This is a genomic window from Vagococcus allomyrinae, assembly GCF_017829975.1.
Lineage (GTDB): Bacteria > Bacillota > Bacilli > Lactobacillales > Vagococcaceae > Vagococcus_D > Vagococcus_D allomyrinae.
In genome coordinates this window covers 38,728-58,483 of record NZ_JAEEGA010000015.1, presented here as the reverse complement: position 1 = coordinate 58,483, position 19,756 = coordinate 38,728, and the positions used below count along the sequence as shown (strand labels likewise).

15 protein-coding genes are annotated in these 19,756 nt (G+C 40.1%); 4 read left to right on the top strand and 11 right to left on the bottom strand.

The annotated features are described in order from the left end of the window. Nucleotides 1-64: 64 nt before the first annotated feature. Together prfB and secA are read right to left on the bottom strand one after the other, a co-directional pair. Nucleotides 65-1,187 (bottom strand): peptide chain release factor 2 gene (prfB, locus tag I6N95_RS19750; protein ID WP_209531072.1). Its coding sequence is split into 2 segments (ribosomal slippage): nt 65-1,114 and nt 1,116-1,187, totalling 1,122 coding nucleotides; the frame shifts between segments, so codons are not numbered across the junction. A 464-nt stretch (nt 1,188-1,651) separates the two neighbouring features. Next, nucleotides 1,652-4,180: a preprotein translocase subunit SecA gene (gene secA, locus I6N95_RS19745; protein ID WP_209531071.1), complete on the bottom strand. Its 2,529-nt coding sequence runs from the start codon at nt 4,178-4,180 to the stop codon at nt 1,652-1,654. Nucleotides 4,181-4,570: 390 nt separating this feature from the next. Here secA and I6N95_RS19740 point away from each other — a divergent pair, with 390 nt between their 5' ends. Then, complete coding sequence (locus I6N95_RS19740; protein WP_209531070.1) at nt 4,571-5,461, top strand: alpha/beta hydrolase; 891 nt, start codon at nt 4,571-4,573, stop codon at nt 5,459-5,461. A gap of 49 nt (nt 5,462-5,510) precedes the next feature. Here the strand turns inward: I6N95_RS19740 and hpf are convergent, their stop codons facing one another. The 3 genes from hpf to I6N95_RS19725 all read right to left on the bottom strand — a co-directional run bounded on the left by hpf (nt 5,511) and on the right by I6N95_RS19725 (nt 8,332). Continuing rightward, entirely contained in the window at nt 5,511-6,077 is a 567-nt protein-coding gene (gene hpf, locus I6N95_RS19735) for a ribosome hibernation-promoting factor, HPF/YfiA family (protein ID WP_209531069.1), read from the bottom strand. A gap of 213 nt (nt 6,078-6,290) precedes the next feature. Continuing rightward, nucleotides 6,291-6,824: a ComF family protein gene (locus I6N95_RS19730; RefSeq protein WP_209531068.1), complete on the bottom strand. Its 534-nt coding sequence runs from the start codon at nt 6,822-6,824 to the stop codon at nt 6,291-6,293. A 152-nt stretch (nt 6,825-6,976) separates the two neighbouring features. Next, nucleotides 6,977-8,332: an ATP-dependent helicase ComFA gene (locus I6N95_RS19725; protein WP_209531067.1), complete on the bottom strand. Its 1,356-nt coding sequence runs from the start codon at nt 8,330-8,332 to the stop codon at nt 6,977-6,979. 216 nt (nt 8,333-8,548) lie between these two features. Between I6N95_RS19725 and I6N95_RS19720 the strand changes: the two genes are divergently transcribed. Further along, complete coding sequence (locus tag I6N95_RS19720) at nt 8,549-9,466, top strand: alpha/beta fold hydrolase (RefSeq protein WP_245249739.1); 918 nt, start codon at nt 8,549-8,551, stop codon at nt 9,464-9,466. Nucleotides 9,467-9,486: 20 nt separating this feature from the next. Here the strand turns inward: I6N95_RS19720 and I6N95_RS19715 are convergent, their stop codons facing one another. The 3 genes from I6N95_RS19715 to I6N95_RS19705 form a co-directional block, all read right to left on the bottom strand. After that, nucleotides 9,487-10,191 (bottom strand): hypothetical protein, encoded by a 705-nt coding sequence (locus I6N95_RS19715; protein ID WP_209531066.1) that lies wholly within the window; start codon nt 10,189-10,191, stop codon nt 9,487-9,489. Nucleotides 10,192-10,270: 79 nt separating this feature from the next. Continuing rightward, nucleotides 10,271-10,795 (bottom strand): hypothetical protein, encoded by a 525-nt coding sequence (locus tag I6N95_RS19710; protein WP_209531065.1) that lies wholly within the window; start codon nt 10,793-10,795, stop codon nt 10,271-10,273. Nucleotides 10,796-11,080: 285 nt separating this feature from the next. After that, entirely contained in the window at nt 11,081-11,389 is a 309-nt protein-coding gene (locus I6N95_RS19705; RefSeq protein ID WP_209531064.1) for a DUF7662 domain-containing protein, read from the bottom strand. Between the two features lie 211 nt (nt 11,390-11,600). Here I6N95_RS19705 and I6N95_RS19700 point away from each other — a divergent pair, with 211 nt between their 5' ends. Beyond that, complete coding sequence (locus I6N95_RS19700) at nt 11,601-12,239, top strand: YigZ family protein (RefSeq protein ID WP_209531063.1); 639 nt, start codon at nt 11,601-11,603, stop codon at nt 12,237-12,239. 217 nt (nt 12,240-12,456) lie between these two features. Here the strand turns inward: I6N95_RS19700 and I6N95_RS19695 are convergent, their stop codons facing one another. The 3 genes from I6N95_RS19695 to I6N95_RS19685 all read right to left on the bottom strand — a co-directional run bounded on the left by I6N95_RS19695 (nt 12,457) and on the right by I6N95_RS19685 (nt 18,840). Continuing rightward, nucleotides 12,457-13,533 carry a glycerol dehydrogenase gene (locus I6N95_RS19695; protein WP_209531062.1) on the bottom strand — a complete coding sequence of 359 codons (1,077 nt, stop codon included), beginning with the start codon at nt 13,531-13,533 and terminating at the stop codon, nt 12,457-12,459. 82 nt (nt 13,534-13,615) lie between these two features. Further along, nucleotides 13,616-14,326 (bottom strand): GntR family transcriptional regulator, encoded by a 711-nt coding sequence (locus I6N95_RS19690; RefSeq protein ID WP_209531061.1) that lies wholly within the window; start codon nt 14,324-14,326, stop codon nt 13,616-13,618. 203 nt (nt 14,327-14,529) lie between these two features. Then, a complete protein-coding gene (locus I6N95_RS19685; RefSeq protein WP_209531060.1) occupies nt 14,530-18,840 on the bottom strand; it encodes a 2-hydroxyacyl-CoA dehydratase in 4,311 nt (1,436 codons plus the stop codon). 241 nt (nt 18,841-19,081) lie between these two features. Here I6N95_RS19685 and I6N95_RS19680 point away from each other — a divergent pair, with 241 nt between their 5' ends. Then, a complete protein-coding gene (locus I6N95_RS19680; RefSeq protein WP_209531059.1) occupies nt 19,082-19,690 on the top strand; it encodes a TetR/AcrR family transcriptional regulator in 609 nt (202 codons plus the stop codon). The last annotated feature ends 66 nt before the right edge of the window (nt 19,691-19,756 follow it).

Below are 19,756 nucleotides of genomic sequence, written 5' to 3'. Positions count from 1 at the left end.
CTCCATTTATTATATCACTTGATTATTGTAATTCATCTAACATTTAATTACAAATATATTTCATTTATAACTCAGGGTCTTCTTTATGGGACAAACTTAAGCGCAAATAGGCATCAATAAACCCATCAATATCGCCATCCATCACGGCCTGGGTATTGCCCACTTCATAGTTAGTTCGGTGATCCTTAACCATTGAATACGGGTGAAACACATAGGATCGAATTTGCGATCCCCAACCAATTTCCAACTGTTCCCCTCGCAAAGCCGCAGCTTCTTGCTCTTTCTTCTCAACTTCTAGTTGATATAATTTTGCCCGTAACATACTCATTGCTTGTTCCCTATTTTTTAATTGAGAACGTTGCGCCTGGCTTGAAACAACAAATCCTGTAGGAATATGAGTCAAACGAACAGCCGAATCGGTCTTGTTGACATGTTGTCCACCGGCGCCGCTAGCTCTAAACGTGTCCATCTTAATGTCATCATTGTTGATCTCGACTTCGATATCGCCAGCTAGTTCAGGCATAACATCCACTGAACAGAAGGAAGTGTGGCGTCGACTAGCTGAATCAAAAGGCGAAATTCTGACCAATCGATGGACCCCTTTTTCAGACTTTAAATAGCCATAAGCATTGTGCCCTTTAATCAAAATCGTCGCACTTTTAATCCCAGCCTCATCACCACCGTTATAATCTAAATACTCTAAAGTAAACTGATGATTGTTTGCCCAACGAGTGTACATTCTCAAGAGCATATCCCCCCAGTCTTGAGACTCCGTGCCTCCTGCGCCAGGGTGCAACTCTAAAATCGCATTATTGCTATCATAGGGTTGATTTAACAATTGCTCCAACTCATAGGCATTCAAACGATCTGTAAATGACTGCAAACGTTCAATTAGCTCTTGATTTAAGGTTTCGTCAAACTCTTCTTGTTGCATCTCCAACATTAAAGCAAGCTCTTCGTGTTCCTCGGCTAAATCCATAAAAGCCTGATACTTGCCTTTCAAAGCATTAGTACGATTAATGACTTCCTGAGCCGCGTCATTGTCATTCCAAAAAGTAGGATCCGCCATTTGCTCTTCGTAACCTGCAATCTGTTCTTCTAGGTCATCTAAGTCAAAGAGACCTCCTGAAGTCACCTATTTTTTGTTTTGCGCTTTCGATTTCATTTTTCAACTCACTGATTTCCATAACTTTTTCCTCCTTGAAGCACTTTTAGCTCATTTAAACCTGTCAGAACCACTTCACGAATCGTTGCCGTTGTTCTTATCGTTTTAGTCTTTAGTAGCAAAGGGCGTATCCTTTTGATGCCCGCTTTGGCTTTAACAACGTGATGGGCCTTATCGCAAAAGCTACTCCTCACTGAAATAGTGCCCCCCTATGGTTGCTTGGTTTACTTATCAGCTATCATGGTCCTGTCCAATTAAATAAATTCTCCATTACCAATTGTACAACTTTTTTATGAATTTTCTAGTACTACGCTTAGTATTTTTTGATAAGTTTATGTTAATTTCTGATACTACATGGCCATAATGGCATTTTGAGCCTCATTGAAAGGATTGGCAAGCCAATCGCCCCTTTTTAGAAACAACGCTCTCTTGCTATCTTTAAACAAAGCAAATGCGGCTTGGAATTATCCAAACCGCATTGACTCATTAGTCGTTTTTACCGTGACAGTTTTTATATTTCTTACCACTACCACATGGGCATAAATCATTTCGGCCAACTTTATCAACTTGACGTGGTTTCTTGCGTTGGTCCGCATCAACTCGTCCGTCTTCTTCTGTTGGGTGAACGGCTTCTCCTTGAGCTACTTGCTCACGTTGAACGTTTTGTCTGATTTCGGCTTTCATAAAGAGACGTGTGGTGTCAAATTCGATAGCGCCAATCATCGTTTCGAACATTTTATACCCTTCTTGTTGGTACTCAACAAGCGGATTATTTTGGCCATAAGCACGTAAACCAATTGATTCACGTAATTGATCCATCGCATCGATATGATCTGTCCACTTCATATCCACAACCCGCAAGATCACCACTTTTTGGAATTCAAGTAATTGTTCACTGCCATTTAAAACGTCAGCTTTTGCTTGATAGACCGCTTTTGCCATATCGAATAACATCGTCTTAATTTCAGCTGGCTTTTTGCCTTTGACATCATCAAGGCTGATAGCATCTTCATGTACAAGACATGAACGAGCAAAGTCAACAATGCCTTCGTAATTCCAGTCTGTTTCTTTTTCAAAAGCCGTGTGATCGTCCACACTGCGGTTAATCGCCCGCTCAACCATTCCTAAAAGTACATCCGTTAAGCTATCGTCTTCCATGATCACTTGATTACGTTGACCATACATAATTTCACGTTGCTCACGCATCACATCATCGTATTGCAGGACGTTTTTACGTGTGTCATAGTTATTCCCCTCAACACGTTTTTGTGCTGATTCAACTTGTTTAGACAACATTTTACTTTGAATAACCGCGTCATCTTCCTCAATCTTAAAGCGATCCAACATCGCTTTAACACGATCTGAACCAAAGCGTTTCATCAAATCATCTTCTAATGATAGATAGAATTGTGTCACACCAGGATCTCCTTGACGACCGGCACGTCCACGTAACTGGTTATCAATCCGGCGAGACTCATGACGCTCAGTCCCGATAACCGCTAAACCACCTAATTCTTTCACACCTAAGCCTAATTTAATATCCGTTCCACGACCAGCCATATTGGTAGCGATGGTAACGGCACCCTTTTGACCTGCATTTAAAATGATATCGGCTTCTTTAAAGTGATTTTTTGCATTCAAGACTTCATGAGGCACTTTTTCACGATTTAGTAATTGTGATAGGTACTCAGAGGTTTCAACCGCTACTGTCCCCACAAGAACTGGTTGTCCTTTGCGGTGACGTTCTTTGATATCAGCTGTCACAGCTTTAAACTTACTTTCCAACGTTGGATAAAGTAAATCTGGACGATCATCACGAACGATCGGACGGTTCGTCGGGATTTGAATAACCTCAATATTATAGATTTCACGGAATTCTTCTTCTTCGGTTTTAGCAGTACCCGTCATTCCAGATAATTTTTTGTACATCCGGAAATAGTTTTGGAATGTTACGTTTGCCATTGTTTTGGTTTCATCTTCAATTTCAACTGCTTCTTTGGCTTCAATCGCCTGATGAAGACCATCTGAGTAGCGACGACCATCCATAATACGACCTGTAAATTGGTCAACGATCATAACTTTGCCTTCTTGTACTACATAGTCAATATCACGTAACATGATGTAGTTCGCCCGCAATGAATTATCAATATGATGAGTCAAGGCTGTATTGTCAATATCGTATAAGTTATCAATACCAAAGGTTTCTTCTGCCTTGGAAATACCTTCTTCTGTCAAGGCGATGGTTTTAGATTGAACGTCGATTTTATAATCTTCCTCATCTACCAAACGCTTCACGAAATTATCAGCACGCGCATATAAAGCAGTTGATTTTTCCGCTTGGCCTGAAATAATTAACGGCGTTCTAGCTTCATCGATTAAAATTGAGTCAACCTCATCAACAATCGCATAATTCAACGGACGCTGTACCATCTGCTCACGATAAACAACCATGTTATCACGTAAATAATCAAAACCTAATTCATTGTTTGTGCTATAAGTAATGTCACAGGCATATGCATGACGTTTTTCTTCAGAAGATTTAGAATTTAAGTTCAACCCAACGGTTAAACCAAGGAAGTTATACAACTCTCCCATTTCACTGGCATCACGTGTTGCCAAATACTCATTAACCGTGACAACATGAACCCCTTCACCAGTCATGGCATTTAAGTAAACAGGCATTGTGGCCGTTAAGGTTTTACCTTCACCAGTTTTCATTTCAGGTATATTACCATCGTGTAAGACCGTTCCCCCCATTAACTGAACTTTGTAAGGATATAAGCCTAGCACGCGTTTTGACGCTTCACGAACTGTCGCAAAAGCCTCTGGTAATAATTGATCTAATGTTTCACCTTTTTGGTATCTTGCTTTGAACTCCTCAGTTTTTGCTTTGATTTGCTCATCGCTTAAGGCTTCCATTTGTTTAGCATAGCTGTCAACTTGGTCTGCTATTTTTTCTAAGCGACGTAACTCTTTCTTATCGCTTTCGATAATTTTTTTAAGAAAATTAGCCATCTTGTCTTTCCTTTCCCTAATAGAATAAAACTGATTACATTTTATCTACATTTCATATATAAAAATTGAGATATTACCCCATCTTTTTTATTCTAGCATCTTTATGTTGAAAATGAAACAATTTTTAGCGATATCCTGCTTTTAGAAAGAATTAACCAATGTTTTTCAACGTTTTTCTTGAAAAATACATTTTTATTAACAACTCACTAAATAGCCGCTTTTACCACGGCCACCTGTCTTCAAAATAGTTAATCAGCTCAGCCCAGCTACGCCGTTCAGCAAAAACTCAGACAAGTTGCCTAATCTTCTCATAAGAGAGCTTGTCTATTTTTTGATAATTGCGCTATAATTGTATGAAGCTATTATGCCTCTTTGAAAGGAGTATTTCAAATGAAAAAATATTTCCTTAAACTATCATGCTGCCTCGCCCTCTTTTTAAGCGGGTGTAGCTCGACCACTCAGTCGGAACATGCTAACACGATCGAACAACCAACCATCAATTTAAGCAAGCAAATCCCCATTCTCTTTCTTCATGGTAGTGGTGGTTCAGAAAATGATTTAATCGCTTTTGCTGAAAGCATTACCGACGATCAAGCCGTAACGAAGCTAATGGTCACCATCGACGGTCATAATCACTTGACCTATCTCAATCAACTAAGTGACAAAAACAAACGGCCTTTTATCTTTATCGGTTTTAAGGATAATAATGCGGCAATCGAAGACTGGAGCAAAAGCTTGGCAACTTTATTGCAAGATTTGACCCGCCATTACCAGTTTCAAACAATTAATCTAGTTGGTTTTTCCAATGGTGGGTTAGCTGCTGGTTACTTCGCAGAAACTCATTCAGAATACCATAATTTACCCTCTCTAGATAAATTAGTGATGATCGGCGCACCCTTTAACGACTTAACACCACTAAACAACACTGACCCGTTAGATTTTAATGACCTTTCAACTAAGGATACCTACTTTGATAAATTTTTGCAAAAAAAAGAACAGCTACCTTCCGACTTAAATGTTTTAGCAATTGCTGGCGATATCGGTGACGCCTCCTTTTCCGATTCCGTTGTGCCCATTAGCAGCGCATTCGGCTCTCGTTTAATTTTCCCCGACCATGTGCGTTATTACGAAGAACAACTGAGTTATGGACAGGCGGCCAGTCATGTCGGATTGATCAGTGATAATAAAGACGTGAGCAACTGGGTTAAAAACTTCCTATTTGTATCCAAACAGACAGGAGCCCCCCAGCAAAATATTGTCTCTCATCTAAAAAAAAGGTAAAAATTCACATGTGAATTTTTACCTTTTTTCCTTGTTATTTAATTTAAACCTAGTTAGTTTCAATCAGACCGTATTTACCGTCTTTACGACTATAAACAATGCTTGTCCCATTGGTTTCTGCATCTTCAAAGATAAAGAAATTATGTCCTAACATGTTCATTTGTAATACAGCTTCTTCACTGTCCATTGGTTTTAATGATAGGCGTTTAGTTCTAACAATTTCAAGTTCATGCTCTTTAGCTTCAGTATCAGCTTCCGCTTGACCATTCAAGAAAACTGCAGCTGTCTGAGTGTCAACAGCTACCTCACGTTGTTTGCGATTGATTCTTGTCTTAAATTTACGAATTTGTCTCTCTAGTTTATCAACAACTAAGTCAATACTTGCATATAAATCATGAGATGTTTCTTCTGCTCTTAACACGATATATGGTAGTGGAATAGTCACTTCCACTTTGGCGTTTTTATCTGAATAAACCTTCAAATTTACATGAGCTGTTGCTTCAGGAGAACGTTCTTTATCAAAATAGCGTTCTAACTTAGACACTCTTTTTTCTACATAAGCTCTAATAGCATCCGTTACCTCAATATTTTCTCCTCTAATGTTAAATCTTAGCATAGCAATTACCCCTTTCGTCTACCATTGAAAGAAACTGGAAAGGACCACTCTCTCCATGTGTTTCTTCTTACCTTTATTATAACTAAGTTCCGATTAAAATACAATTAATGTTCTCTTTTTTTGAAAAATAGATAACAACTGATTTTTACAGCTCCGTGTAACGGCTTTACAACTGTTTCGAGTTTAATAACAAGCCTTTTGGAATTTTATAACTTAACGTGCTAAAGAAAAGGTCTGAATTGACTGCGGGTTTCCTTGGGCAAGACAAGCTTTTGCATGGAGCACTGTCCGTCCTGTCGTGTACACATCATCGACAATTAACACATGCCGTTGATTAATTAATGACAGATGCTCCACAGGCACATAAAAACTCTGTTGGGCTTTTAGCCGCTCACGCCTAGTTTTATTGGATTGAGGGCTTTCAATTTCCCCTTTCTTTTTTAACAAAGGCACATATGAAATCATTGCCGCTTTCAACAACTCCTCCACTTGGTTAAAACCTCTACTTTTTAGGCGCTCATCAGAAACAGGAATCGGCACAATCAACGATTGTCTTTTTTTTCTAAAATAAGCAGATAGTTCCCTATTAAATGAACTAGCAAGTCCAATATTCCCCTTAAATTTATACTGTTGAAACCAATCGTGAAGAGCTTCATCGTAACAAAATAAGCTTTTATGGTTCAATACAACACCAGGAATTGTTCTTTGCCACTCTCTACAGTCCTCACAGTACCCCGTCTCAAACATTTTGTCACATCCCAAACACTTCTTAGCATGATGATTTAAGGTAAAGAGTTCCCGACACCTCTGACAAAGGTCCTTAGGAAGAAGTCTGCTTAAGGAAAAAATCTCCCTTAACGTCAGATTAACGGCAAATTCTTGTTGACAGTACACACATTTCATTGCTCAATCAGTCCCTCCTCTTTTGCTAAACGATTTAACTTGCGAATCTCCCGAACGGCTCCTTTCATCGCCTTGCTCCAACCATCGTGTAAAAAATAAACATTGCCCGTCGGATTTTCATCGCTCCTTCCAGCTCGTCCGGCAATTTGAATTAACGTTGACTGATTAAAAACCCGATGGTTACTTCCTAAAACAATCACATCGATATCAGCAAAGGTCACCCCTCTCTCTAAGATCGTTGTTGTTAAAAATAACTCATAGTCTCGCCGTCTCATAGCCTTTATGCTTTCATACCGCTGACGGTCTTTCCCGTAAGCGGAACCGATGGCTGACTGAGGAAATTCTTTGACAAGCAATCGAGTCATTTTGCTTAAAAATTCAACTGTAGGACAAAAAATCAACGTCTGACGCTGTTGCTCAAGCTGTCCAACTAAAAGCTGTTTAAATGAAGAAAGCACTCGCTTTTTTTGTGGCATTCTTTCCCAATTAGCCAGCCAACGCCCTTCCGGAACAGGTAAAGAATGCCGATGAAACCGTGCAGGCAACACCACTTTTTCTAAGTTGCCAGAAACAACCTCCTGCTCCAACGCCGGTGTCGAGGTGGCAGTCAACAGAATACGAGCACCTTTTTGTTTCCTAGCATTTAAGGTTGCCCTTTGCAATAATCGATTATCAACATAAGGAAATGCATCAACTTCATCCACTATCAGCACGTCAAAAGCATGGTAAAACCGCAACAACTGATGCGTGGTACAAATAACCAAAGATGAGTAATGATAGTCTTCTTCTTGTTTTCCATACAATAACGCAATCTCAATTGATGGAAAGGTTCTTTGTAACCGAGGAAACAACTCCAGACAAACATCCACTCTTGGAGAGGCTAGAGCGATCCGCCAACCTCGACTCAACCCCAGCTGGATTCCTTCAAACAACATCTCCGTCTTCCCCGCACCGGTCACAGCATGAATCAACAGCGCCCCTTTCTTCTCGATCGCTGTCATCACTTTTTCTGATACTTTTCTTTGACTTGGAGTCAATTGCCCTTCCCAGACCAATCTCACCGGCCTCTGATCTTTTTTCGGTCGTCGCCGACTTCCGTAAAGAGATAAGTTACTTTGAACTCTTCCAAGTTGAATACAGCTAGGACAAAAATAAAAGGTCTCAAACTTATTCACAATTCTAACATGGTCACTTCGATGAACAGTACCACAACGCATACATTGAACCGATCGACCGATGATGCGCATAGCTGGATACTCCTTAATGCGGTAATCTGTCAACATCCCTCTCAACTCCTTGGGAACTTCACTTAATAACAAGCGTCGTCCTGAAAAAAAACTTAATCCGCTCATTTTTAATTCCTCCTTTCGCCAAAATACCCTTACTTTAGATTTCGCAAAAAATCGCAAAAGTCATTTATTTTATTGGGAAAGTTGACTAAAATAGACTATACTGTGAGTAATAGTTTCACCTTACTGGTAACACTTGAGAGTATCTGACCCCTTTTACCTTAAGCTGACTTAAATGAGTTACAAGAAAATAACGCATCATTCGAAAGGACGAACCAATTGAAAACACACATTGAACTTCCTTCAAAAGACAGATTAACTACGCTCCACCTTGTCCAATGGGCACCTGAAAAACCAAAAGCCATTTTTCAAATAATTCATGGAATGGCCGAATTTATTGAAAGGTATGATGAATTTGCTCATTATCTTACAGAGCACGGCTTTCTTGTAATTGGTCACGATCACTTGGGACACGGTCAGTCAGTTTCAAAGTCTGACCCTCTTTACGGCTATTTCTCTGAATCACAAAGTGCCAATATATTAATTGAAGATAGCTATCAAGTCACTGACATGATTCAACGCAAGTATCCAGAGCTCCCTCTCTTTATTATGGGGCATAGTATGGGCTCCTTTGTGTTACGAAATTATTTAACTCGCTACTCCACCCATTTAGCAGGGGCAATCATTATGGGAACAGGCGGTCGACGATCAGAGCTAAAGTTTGCCTTACCACTTGCAAACGCCTTAAACAAGCAACACCCTAAACACGTGAATCATTTTTTTGATAAACTGGCCTTTGGGAGTTTTGCCAAACATTTTCCTGAAAAAAAATCCAATTTCGACTGGCTTTCTAAAAATCCGGATAATGTCGACTCTTATATCGCTCACCCAAATATGGGCTTTATCTTTACGAATAACAGCTTCCACACTCTTTTCACCTTGATGAGTAAAGCCACTGAAACTAATTGGTTTGAGCCTATTCAACGGACGCTGCCAATATACATTACATCTGGAGAGCAAGATCCTGTTGGCGATTTTGGAAAAGGCCCCAGAGAAGTAGCGAATGAACTAGCCGAAGCTGACTTTAAAGATGTCACCCTTCATCTCTATCATGATTTACGCCATGAGATTCTCAACGAAAAAGAAAAAGACATCGTTATGAATGACATGTTAACTTGGCTAAATCGCCATCTATAACAAAAAGAAAGGTCAGTCACTTAATCAATGACTGACCTTTCTTTTTCTGCAGCATGCTGTAAGATAATATCGATTAACTTCATTTGAGGCAGGGTGATTTGACGGTGATACATAATGTCAGCTAACTGGTTAAAATCAGCTTCTTCTCGTTGATAAAAATCAATTAAGCTAAGCACCGCTTCAGAAGAATAGTTTTTGGGCCCCAACTCAAATTGTTTAAAGACACTAAGCGCTCGACTGTCGAAAGCCGGGACACATCCCAATGTTCCAAGCAGCACTTTTGTAATCAAATTCTGCGATACCGGACTCGCTGGCTCTCTTTTGTCTAATCTTGCATAGGTATGCTGTCTTATTTTATGATAAACAGTTGTGATCTCGTCAGTCAATTCAAACAAACGATTACGATTTGCTGCTAACCCCAAATCCAAACAAGATATGCCACTTAAGGCATGATATTTTGGTGAACAAATTAATTGAATGGCTTCTCGATGGACTTTATAGCCATTTTGTAGAATAAATGACGAGCCGTGGTACATATTTGCCTGTCCTAGATAAACACTTAAATGCAGTGAGAGCATATTGTAATCGCTAGAGGATAACTTTCGCCAACGACTGCTACTAAAATAGTTGTAGCAATGATACCAAACCCACTCTTCTTGATTCTCCCGTAAAAGAAGTCCATTTAAATAATGGTTGCCAACATCATGGGCACTAAAATTTTTCACTTTCCCCCACCTCCTTCCTAGCCTAGCTTTAAACAAAAAAAGTGTAGCCAAGAAATGATCAGCTACACAATCGTGTTTATCATTTAGAATACACTTCTATTCCAGCCTTTTTGATAATATTGGCCAGCTCAGAAGGCCGATCAAAAAACTCTTTTAATCTGACTTCCTCTTGTCCGTTTAATAAAGTGGTCACTCCTTGAGGAACATGGTAACAATTACCATCAAAATCAACGCGTACTTCAGAGCCATCCAATCGCTCAATAATCAGCTCACGATACCCTAACATCTTAACGGTATGGGGATGCCGCAAATCCGGCTTGCGAACGATCATGTTCCCTTCGTAGGGCACATAATGCAAAATTCTAGTCGGCCTTTTTTCACCATAGACCAAGGCCCCTTTGTCTAACTCACGATCAACAGTGTGAGGATAAAGTATAGCCGCCTCATCTTCTTCATAACTACCATCGGCTTGCTCCAGTTTTACCGGAAATAACAAATAAGGGTGTAACTCAATTCGCGCACGTCGAATGTCTTTTAAAGGAACTAACGACCCATCGTTCAAAATAAGAGATTTCCCATCAAAAAGTCCCTCAACTACGTCCATCTGCATCGCTCCTTCTATCGGCAAGTATTAAACGCTCGATCTTGTGAAAAATTGTCAAACCAACGTCTTTTCCCATAACTATTGTAAACCAAGTTGCCCATAGTTGCAAAGGTAACTAAAACAAAGAGTTTACGTAACTTACCTCATTTACGCCATGCCTATTTTACTATCTTATTTTTAATAAAAGCAACAGTTTTACCAAATTAGCTGTCTCTTGTGAAATAAAAAGCTATCCATTGTTAAGAGATCACTCTAATCTTGTTATCGGCTAGAACAGCCAATAGTTTATTCTTTTTCCAATAAAAATGTTGATTTCATCAATTTATTAAAAACCACATACTCTTTTTCTAGGTTAACCCGCACCACCTCATAACCGGCATTAAGCCAGCCATAAGCCCCTTTTTCAGGATACTTATAATCATTGGCCCACCAATCTTCAGTAGTTCTTGCCGATTTAGGCAAGCCACTATACGGAAATAATATCTCGTCAAATTGAGTAAAGGTTAACGTCACTTGTGAGCCACCATTACTCATCATATAGCGGGTAACTGCATCGTATTTTCGTTCTCGTTTTGATTGATAGTGATTGGTCATTCCTTTCACCTCTTCTTTGAGTTGTAACTTACACCTATTTTCATATGCATTTAGCTTGTTCCAACAAACCGTCTATACATATTATCTCACATAATGCCATTCTTGCGAATGCTTACAGGTTTGTCCAGTAGTTTGATCTGTTTTAGTCCTTAAGGTAAACTTGCGCCTTTCCTTCAATTTGTACTATACTGAAAGGGAAAAGAGGTGCCTTATGCTATCACGCTATTTAACTGTCAAACAAACTGGTCAACATGAAATCGAAATAAAAAAATCACGCTTTATCTGCACTCTAGCCCGAGTGGAGAGTGAAGATCACGCCAAACAACTGGTTCAAGACATCAAAAAAGAACACTGGAAAGCTAGTCATAATTGCAGTGCCTTTACTATCGGTGAGCGTCAAGAAATCCAACGCAGTAGCGATGATGGTGAACCAGCTGGAACTGCTGGTATTCCGATGTTGGAAATACTCAAAAAAAGACAACTCGTCAATACCCTTGCGGTTGTTACCCGTTATTTTGGCGGAACCGAGCTTGGCAAAGGAGGGTTAATTAGAGCTTATGGTGGCGTCGTAGCAGAAGCTCTTGAGGTGATCGGAGTTGTTGAAGGTCGACTGCAACAAGAAATAATGATTACGATAGATTATAGCAATCACGGTAAAATGGAAAATTTTATCGAACAGTCCTCGTACCTAATTAAACACATCGAATTTACTGATAAAGTCGCCATCACTTGCATGGTCGATGAAGACAAGGTTGAAACGTTTCAGCAAGAGGTCATCAATGTCCTTAAAGGACAAGGAACCATTATCTTAGGTGAAAAAAAATATCACGAATCAGATTACCACAGCTAACGATCAACGAAGTCCTTGATTGAGGAATCTAGAACACCCTCCAACTTGACAGGTTTTCACGAACACTTTGCTAGAAAAGCGCCAAACGTTTGCTCTCTGCGGTGCTCCTTGTCTCTAGTTGCAACCCTCTGTCTCAAGACTATTGTTTTTAGATACGAGGGACCTCGACATTTGTGCAGTGTTCGCGGCACAACGACTTACTCTAACTGTTCTTTAGTTACCGTCCTATGTTATCTGCAGCTAACATCCCTTCAATTATTCGTTCCGCAGTGACTTCGCCGGCTAAAAAATGACTAGTTTCTCCTTGAACGACGGCTTGCTTGGCAATTTTTTTAAGAGTCTCCATGCGACCATCAATAAACAATCCAGCTAAAGTCGTTGGAAGTCCTAGTTGTTTATACAAGCTAACAAAATCAGCTATCTCTTGATCTGGTCTCTTTTCAAGGACCAGCTGAACCAGCGTCCCAAACGCCACTTTTTGCCCATGACTCAACGTTTGAACCTTGCCATCTAATACTGAAAGGCCATTTTGAATAGCGTGAGCAGCTGCTAGGCCACCACTTTCAAAACCTAAACCACTTAAAAGGATATTGGCTTCAACAATGGCTTCAAAAGCTGGGGTTAACCTTCTTTCTTGGTTATCTGCCACAGCTGCCACACCATACTCAAAAAGAATTTCATGACACTTCTCTGCAATCGCAACTGCTGTTATCGTTGGTTGTCCTCCTAATAAATTCAGCTTCCCCTCTTCTAAAACGGTCCGAACTTCAACATAAGTTGCCAAAGCATCGGCAATTCCCGAAACCAATAAAAAAGATGGGGCTTGAATAATAATCGCCGTATCAACCAAGACAATATCAGGACTTTTATGATAATAGCTGTAACGTTCAAACAATCCCTCAGAGCTGTAAATAACCGAAATAGCTGATGTTGACGCATCGGTACTGGCTGCCGTTGGGACAATCGCGATTGGCAAAGCCAAATGATGGCTGACTGATTTCCCTACATCAATCGCTTTTCCTCCACCTAAAGCGATAATAAAATCCATCTTCCCTTCTAAGTTATGATTAACCAACCGCTTAATTTCTTCGTCAGATGATTGATTTTTTATAAAAAATGGGGTGACCTTTAGTTTATTCGCTAATCGTTGGGCTAGTTCACGCCCACAAATTTCCCAAACAACCTCATCCGTCACTAGCATGCAATGCTGACCTAATTCTAAATAATGACTGTCTGTTTTTAGTACATCGGGACCTTGTATGTAACGATTGGGACTTCCAAAAATTTTAGCCATGTTGCTTCCTCCTATCGATTGTTCGTTTTTTCACAATAATTATTATGCAAAGAGGAACGAACTGATCCCTCCTTGACATGACTTATTTTTCCAATAAAAATTCAAAACGATTTCCCACGTACTGTGAACGCACATATTCAAAAGGCTGCTCATTTTCAAAATAAGTAATTTGTCGTAAACGCAAAATCGCATCCCCTTTTTTGATATCCAAATGTTCTGCAATTCTTTCAGAAGCAACCATGGCGGTTACACGTTGAATTGCTTTACCGATTTTTTGCTCACTATGCTCTGCCAATGTTTGATACAGAGATTGAGTAATCTCTTTTTTGTTGTACTCTTTTACAAATTCGTAAGGTATGCTTGTCACTTCGAAACAAATAGGCAAATCATCTGCATAACGGATTCGTTCCATTCGTAAAATTTGATCATTTTCAGTTAACTGCAATTTTTCCATTTCACTCGAACTTGGTTTTGTTACAAAATACGACGTTGTTTTACTCGCTGGCTTTTTCCCTTGAGAAATCATAATCTCAGAAAAACTCGTCGTGCCCGTCATTGTTTCTTGTACCTTTTTACGAGCCACATAGGTGCCTGAACCGATTTTCCGTTCTAAGATCCCTTCGTCTGCCAAAGTTTGGACAGCTTGCCGTAGGGTCATACGACTGACACCAAACTGGATGGATAACTCACGCTCTGAAGGTAAACGATCGCCCACAGCCCACTTCCCTTTTTCAATCTCTTCCCGAATTTGATCATGTATTTGAATATAAACTGGTAAATTTTTTTTTGGCATGCTACTCTCCCTCTCCTTCAACAATGGTGATTGGTCTATCACTTAACGATGCAACTAAAACCTTAAAATACGCTAATTCCTTCTCCCCTATTATAACTGGTATATACCAAACTTACAACCACATTTACCATTATTAAACAAAAATAAATGACTTTTTTGAGCGCCACCCTTTTTCCACTCACTCAAAAAAACAGATCGAGAAATTAATCTCGATCTGTTACAACTGTCAGCTGATTTTTTTCTTGCTCTTCAATTAACTCAGCATGTTTTTTATCCACTTGTTCTTGATTAAATACTTTCTTAGCGGTTGCCATCATTAAACGAATGCGATTAAGCTGATTAACAATTGACACACCAGGATCATAATCGATCGGAGCAATATTAGCTTTTGGATACTGGCGACGCAATTCTTTTGTAACTCCTTTTCCAACTACATGATTCGGCAAACAACCAAAGGGCTGCAAGCAGACAATATTATGGACATCGTCTTTTAGGAGTTCAATCATCTCGCCCGTTAAGAACCACCCTTCACCAGTGTGATTCCCAATTGACAAAATTTTACTAGCCTCTTCAGCTAAATCATAGATCGAAGTGATCCCCGTAAATCTGGCAGACTCTCTTAGGGCCTTATCCATTGGTTTCTGACATACTTCAATAAATTTAATCCCAAACTCTGCCATCCATTTGCTTTTCTTAGCGGTCCCCAAATTTTCATGCTTCCAAACTTGATTGTAGAGAGAGTAATTCATAAAGCCGGTAATATCTGGAACGATCACTTCTGCTCCTTCAGCTTCCAGCAGACGAACGATATCGTTATTGGCAATTGGTGAGTACTTGACAAGGATCTCGCCAACTACCCCAACTTTAGGCTTTTTCTGACCTGTCTGTGGCACTGTATCAAAGGCTTTAATAATGGCTTTCATGTTCTTATTAAACTGACGGAAAGAACCACTAGCAACACTCGGTTTAATTTTTTCAAGCCACTCATCATGAAGCTGGTCAACCATTCCCTGTTCAACTTCATAAGGACGTGTGCGGTAGACAACACGTTCGAATAAATCACCGTAGAGAAAGGCTACTGCCAGACGTTTCAACAGGGGTAAACTCAATTTAAACCCTGGGTTTGATTCCACCCCCTGATTCCCCATTGACACGGAGACAACTGGAACCTGAGAGAAACCAGCATCGTTCAATGCTTTGCGCAATAAGGGAATATAATTGGTAGCCCGACAGCCTCCACCGGTCTGAGTCATCATCACGCTAGTGTTATTGACATCGTATGCGCCACTTTGAAGAGCTTCAATCAGTTGACCAATAGAAATAATCGCTGGGTAACAAGAATCATTATTGACAAATTTAAGCCCAACATCAATGGCTCCTGTGTCTTCTGATGGTAGACAGACTACCTTATAACCTGATTCCTGTAAAGCCACATCAACTAACCCATTTTGATGAATCGGACTTAACATTGGCAATAACAAGGTATGCTTGTCTTTCATTTCTTTTGTAAACACAATTTTTTCTGGTTCATCAAACTGTTTCACAGGTACCACATTTAAATGGGCCCGTTCATTGACTGAAGCCTTTAAAGAGCGCAAACGAATTCGGATGGCCCCGAGATTTGATCCCTCATCAATTTTTAAAACCGTATAGATCTTACCATATTGTTCCATGATTTCTTCCACTTGGTCTGTGGTAACAGCATCCAACCCACAGCCAAATGAGTTTAACTGAACCAACTCCAAATTGGTCGATTTGGCAACAACTCGAGCGGCTGCATAGAGCCGTGAATGATAGACCCACTGATTGACCACTCGCAAGCCACCAACATCCTCCAGATGCGAAACACAATCTTCTGTCAACACATGGAAGCCTTCCTGAGTAATCACATCAGCAATCCCATGATTGATTTCTGGATCAACATGATAGGGACGTCCCGACAAGACAATCCCCTTTTCACCCTTTTGAGTCAACATCGCCAGAACTTCTTCACCTTTCGCCTGAATATCCTGTTTATAAGCATCTAACGCCTCAAAACCATGACGAATCGCCGCACTCATTTGCGCTTCATTAATCCCCAAGTCAGCAAAGGCTGCCGTCATTACTTTCACCACTGACTCTTCATGAGCTAGATTCATGTAGGGATTTCGATAATCCACTAATCCATCCCGAATATCGTCAACATTATTACGAATAACATCAGGATAACTTTGAACAATCGGGCAATTAAAATGATTGTCAGCTTCCGTTGATTCCTGCCTTTCAAAAACAACCCCTGGGTAAAAGATCAATGGAACCCCACTGTTTATCAATGCTTGAATGTGACCATGAGTCAGTTTAGCAGGATAACAGGCTGTGTCACTTGGAATAGTCTCCATGCCTTGCTCATAAAGCTCCTTATTAGAGCGAGGTGACAATTCAACTCGAAATCCTAACTCAGTGAATACGGTGTGCCACAATGGATAATTTTCATACATGTTTAAGACCCGTGGCAAACCAATCACTCCACGGGGGGCATCCTTAGCCTTTAATGAGCGATACTTAAATAAACGACGGTATTTATAATCCACTAAATTGACACGACGGTCTTCTCGTTTAATTTTGATGCGCGCGCCACGTTCACAGCGATTCCCAGTGATAAACTTGCGACCATCAGAAAAAATCGTCACCGTTAACATGCAATTATTTTCACACAACCCGCAGTTAGCAAATTCGTTCTCAGCAGTAAACTCTGCCATCTCATCAGCACTTAATAGCGTCGTTTCATCAGCCAACTCAAAATTTTCAAGGGCGATCAAAGCTGCGCCATAAGCTCCCATCAATCCCGAGATCGCTGGGCGTACCACCTGACGACCACTGACTAACTCAAACGCTCGTAAGACAGCTTCATTATAGAAAGTCCCGCCTTGGCAGACAATTTTCTCCCCTAATTCTTCCGGACGACGAATTTTAATGACTTTATAAATCGCATTTTTGATTACAGAATAGGACAAGCCTGCAGAGATATCCCCGACAGTTGCCCCCTCTTTTTGAACTTGTTTTACTTTAGAGTTCATAAAGACCGTGCAACGAGAGCCTAAATCCACCGGTCCTTGAGAACTTAAAGCCGCTTCAGCAAAATCCTCTACTGTATAGCGCAATGACTTGGCGAATGTCTCAATAAAAGAACCACATCCTGAAGAACAGGCTTCATTAAGTTGAATCGAAGACAGCACACCATCTTTGATTTTCATGGCCTTCATATCTTGACCACCAATGTCTAATATAAAATCAACACCTGGCTGAAATTTATTGGCTGCTTTATAATGAGCCATCGTTTCAACTTCACCAATGTCTACTTTTAAGGCATTTTTGATTAGTTGTTCCCCATAACCTGTTACTGCCGCCTTGCCAATATAAGCATCTGCTGGCATCTCACGATACAGATCCTGAATCACTTTCATCGTAGTTTCCAAGGGCTGGCCCTCATTATTGCCATAAAACTGAAACAGAATTTCGCCATCTTCATTGATCAAGATGACTTTTGTTGTCGTTGAGCCGGCATCAATCCCTAAAAATGTCACGCCACTGTGCTCACTTAACGATTTAGTCGCAACCGTCGCTGCATTGTGCCGCTGACGAAATTCTGCCAACTCCTCCTCGGTTCTAAACAAAGGTTCTAATGCTTGGCTAGGCTGTAGTTGCTCATTAGAATCATGGGATAACTTATCCAACAAAATGGCAAAGGTCGTTGTATCCTCATTTTCTTCCGCATAAATTGCCGCACCAATGGCCACAAATAATTGTGGGTTTTCTGGGAAAATGACATCTTCTGGCTGAATATTCAAGGTTTCAATAAACCGTTGACGCAACTCACTCATAAAATACAAAGGCCCACCTAAAAAAGCAATCTTGCCCTTAATTTTCCGACCAGAAGCTAGCCCGGCAATGGTCTGATTAACAACTGCTTGAAAAATACTCGCTGAAATATCCTCTTTTGCTGCGCCCTCATTAATTAGTGGCTGGACATCCGTTTTAGCAAACACGCCACAACGAGACGCTATCGGATAGATATTTTCATAGTTTTTAGCTAATTCATTGACACCGTTCGCATCAGTTTTCAACAGGCTGGCCATCTGATCGATGAACGCCCCAGTTCCTCCTGCACAACTACCATTCATCCGTTGCTCCATGGCACCTTCAAAAAAGGTGATCTTCGCATCTTCACCACCAAGTTCGATGGCCACATCCGTTTCAGGAATCAATTCCTCCACGGTTTTCGTACAAGCGATCACTTCTTGAACAAATGGAATAGCCAAAACCTCGGCCAAACCAATACCGCCTGAGCCTGTGATGGTCATCGCCACTGGTGCCGTTCCTAAAACTTCCTGAGCTTCACCTAAAACTTTTTTACTTGCTGCTTTGACATCCGAATAATGACGCTCGTATTTTGAAAAAACCGTTTGATTCAATCCATTCAGAACCACTAATTTGACTGTTGTTGAGCCGACATCAATTCCTGCTCTGTAATACATCTTTCTACCTCCATATTGTTTCAATTAACAATTCTTGCTCTCTTTTTCACTAAATAAGCAACAACCTGTTGAATATGAAACAATTCGTCTGTTATAATCATTCTATAGCAACTACAAATAAATTCAACAATCAATTTTAGTGATTTTGTGAGATAAACAACAAACTCGGCCGATTTGTTGCTTTTCTTGAAACTTTTTTGTGAAAAAACAGGCTGACTAACAAAAGAAAGTAGAGGATTTCATGAAAAAAAAGACAGATCTACGGGTACTTCGAACCAAGAAAATGATTATTGAAGGCTTCATCACCTTGATTGATGAAAAGGGTTATGAAGCGATCACCATTCAAGATATTGCTGATCAGGCTATGATTAATCGAGCGACATTTTACGCCCACTTTAAAGATAAACTCGACCTTTATGAGCATGTACTAGAATTTGCCATTGATATTTTCGCCTCTATTTTAAATACCGAACAACTTGTTGAAGGGAATTTTTTAAAGTTAAAGAAGGTGGAATTTATGCTGACATCTGTCTTCATTAAAATTCGCGAAAATAAAACTTTTTTCCTCACCTTAACAGAAGGCACTTCAGCTTTGCTATTCAGAGAAAAACTATCTCAGTTACTGACTGAGCAATACCAAGATGTTTTCAATAAACTGAGAATTACCGAAAACGATATTGAAGTACCGATTGACTTTATTATTGAGTATATGACCTCGATCTTTATCGGCACAGTTCATTGGTGGGTAAAAAGTGATTCTGACTTCCCGCCAAATCACATGTCTCGCTTAGTGATTAAACTGGTTGGAAACGGCCATTTAACTGTCCTTGGCATTGATGTCGAGAAATAAGAACAGGTCTGGCCAATTGACCAGACCTGTTCTTATTTTCTGCCGCAGTCAGGCACGACATCGCAC

Bases quoted from the DNA above. Each gene is read 5' to 3' on its own strand.
- secA (WP_209531071.1), bottom strand. From the start codon at position 4,180: ATGGCTAATTTTCTTAAAAAAATTATCGAAAGCGATAAGAAAGAGTTA.
- I6N95_RS19740 (WP_209531070.1), top strand. From the start codon at position 4,571: ATGAAAAAATATTTCCTTAAACTATCATGCTGCCTCGCCCTCTTTTTA.
- hpf (WP_209531069.1), bottom strand. From the start codon at position 6,077: ATGCTAAGATTTAACATTAGAGGAGAAAATATTGAGGTAACGGATGCT.
- I6N95_RS19730 (WP_209531068.1), bottom strand. From the start codon at position 6,824: ATGTTTGAGACGGGGTACTGTGAGGACTGTAGAGAGTGGCAAAGAACA.
- I6N95_RS19725 (WP_209531067.1), bottom strand. From the start codon at position 8,332: ATGAGCGGATTAAGTTTTTTTTCAGGACGACGCTTGTTATTAAGTGAA.
- I6N95_RS19710 (WP_209531065.1), bottom strand. From the start codon at position 10,795: ATGGACGTAGTTGAGGGACTTTTTGATGGGAAATCTCTTATTTTGAAC.
- I6N95_RS19705 (WP_209531064.1), bottom strand. From the start codon at position 11,389: ATGACCAATCACTATCAATCAAAACGAGAACGAAAATACGATGCAGTT.
- I6N95_RS19700 (WP_209531063.1), top strand. From the start codon at position 11,601: ATGCTATCACGCTATTTAACTGTCAAACAAACTGGTCAACATGAAATC.
- I6N95_RS19695 (WP_209531062.1), bottom strand. From the start codon at position 13,533: ATGGCTAAAATTTTTGGAAGTCCCAATCGTTACATACAAGGTCCCGAT.
- I6N95_RS19690 (WP_209531061.1), bottom strand. From the start codon at position 14,326: ATGCCAAAAAAAAATTTACCAGTTTATATTCAAATACATGATCAAATT.
- I6N95_RS19685 (WP_209531060.1), bottom strand. From the start codon at position 18,840: ATGTATTACAGAGCAGGAATTGATGTCGGCTCAACAACAGTCAAATTA.
- I6N95_RS19680 (WP_209531059.1), top strand. From the start codon at position 19,082: ATGAAAAAAAAGACAGATCTACGGGTACTTCGAACCAAGAAAATGATT.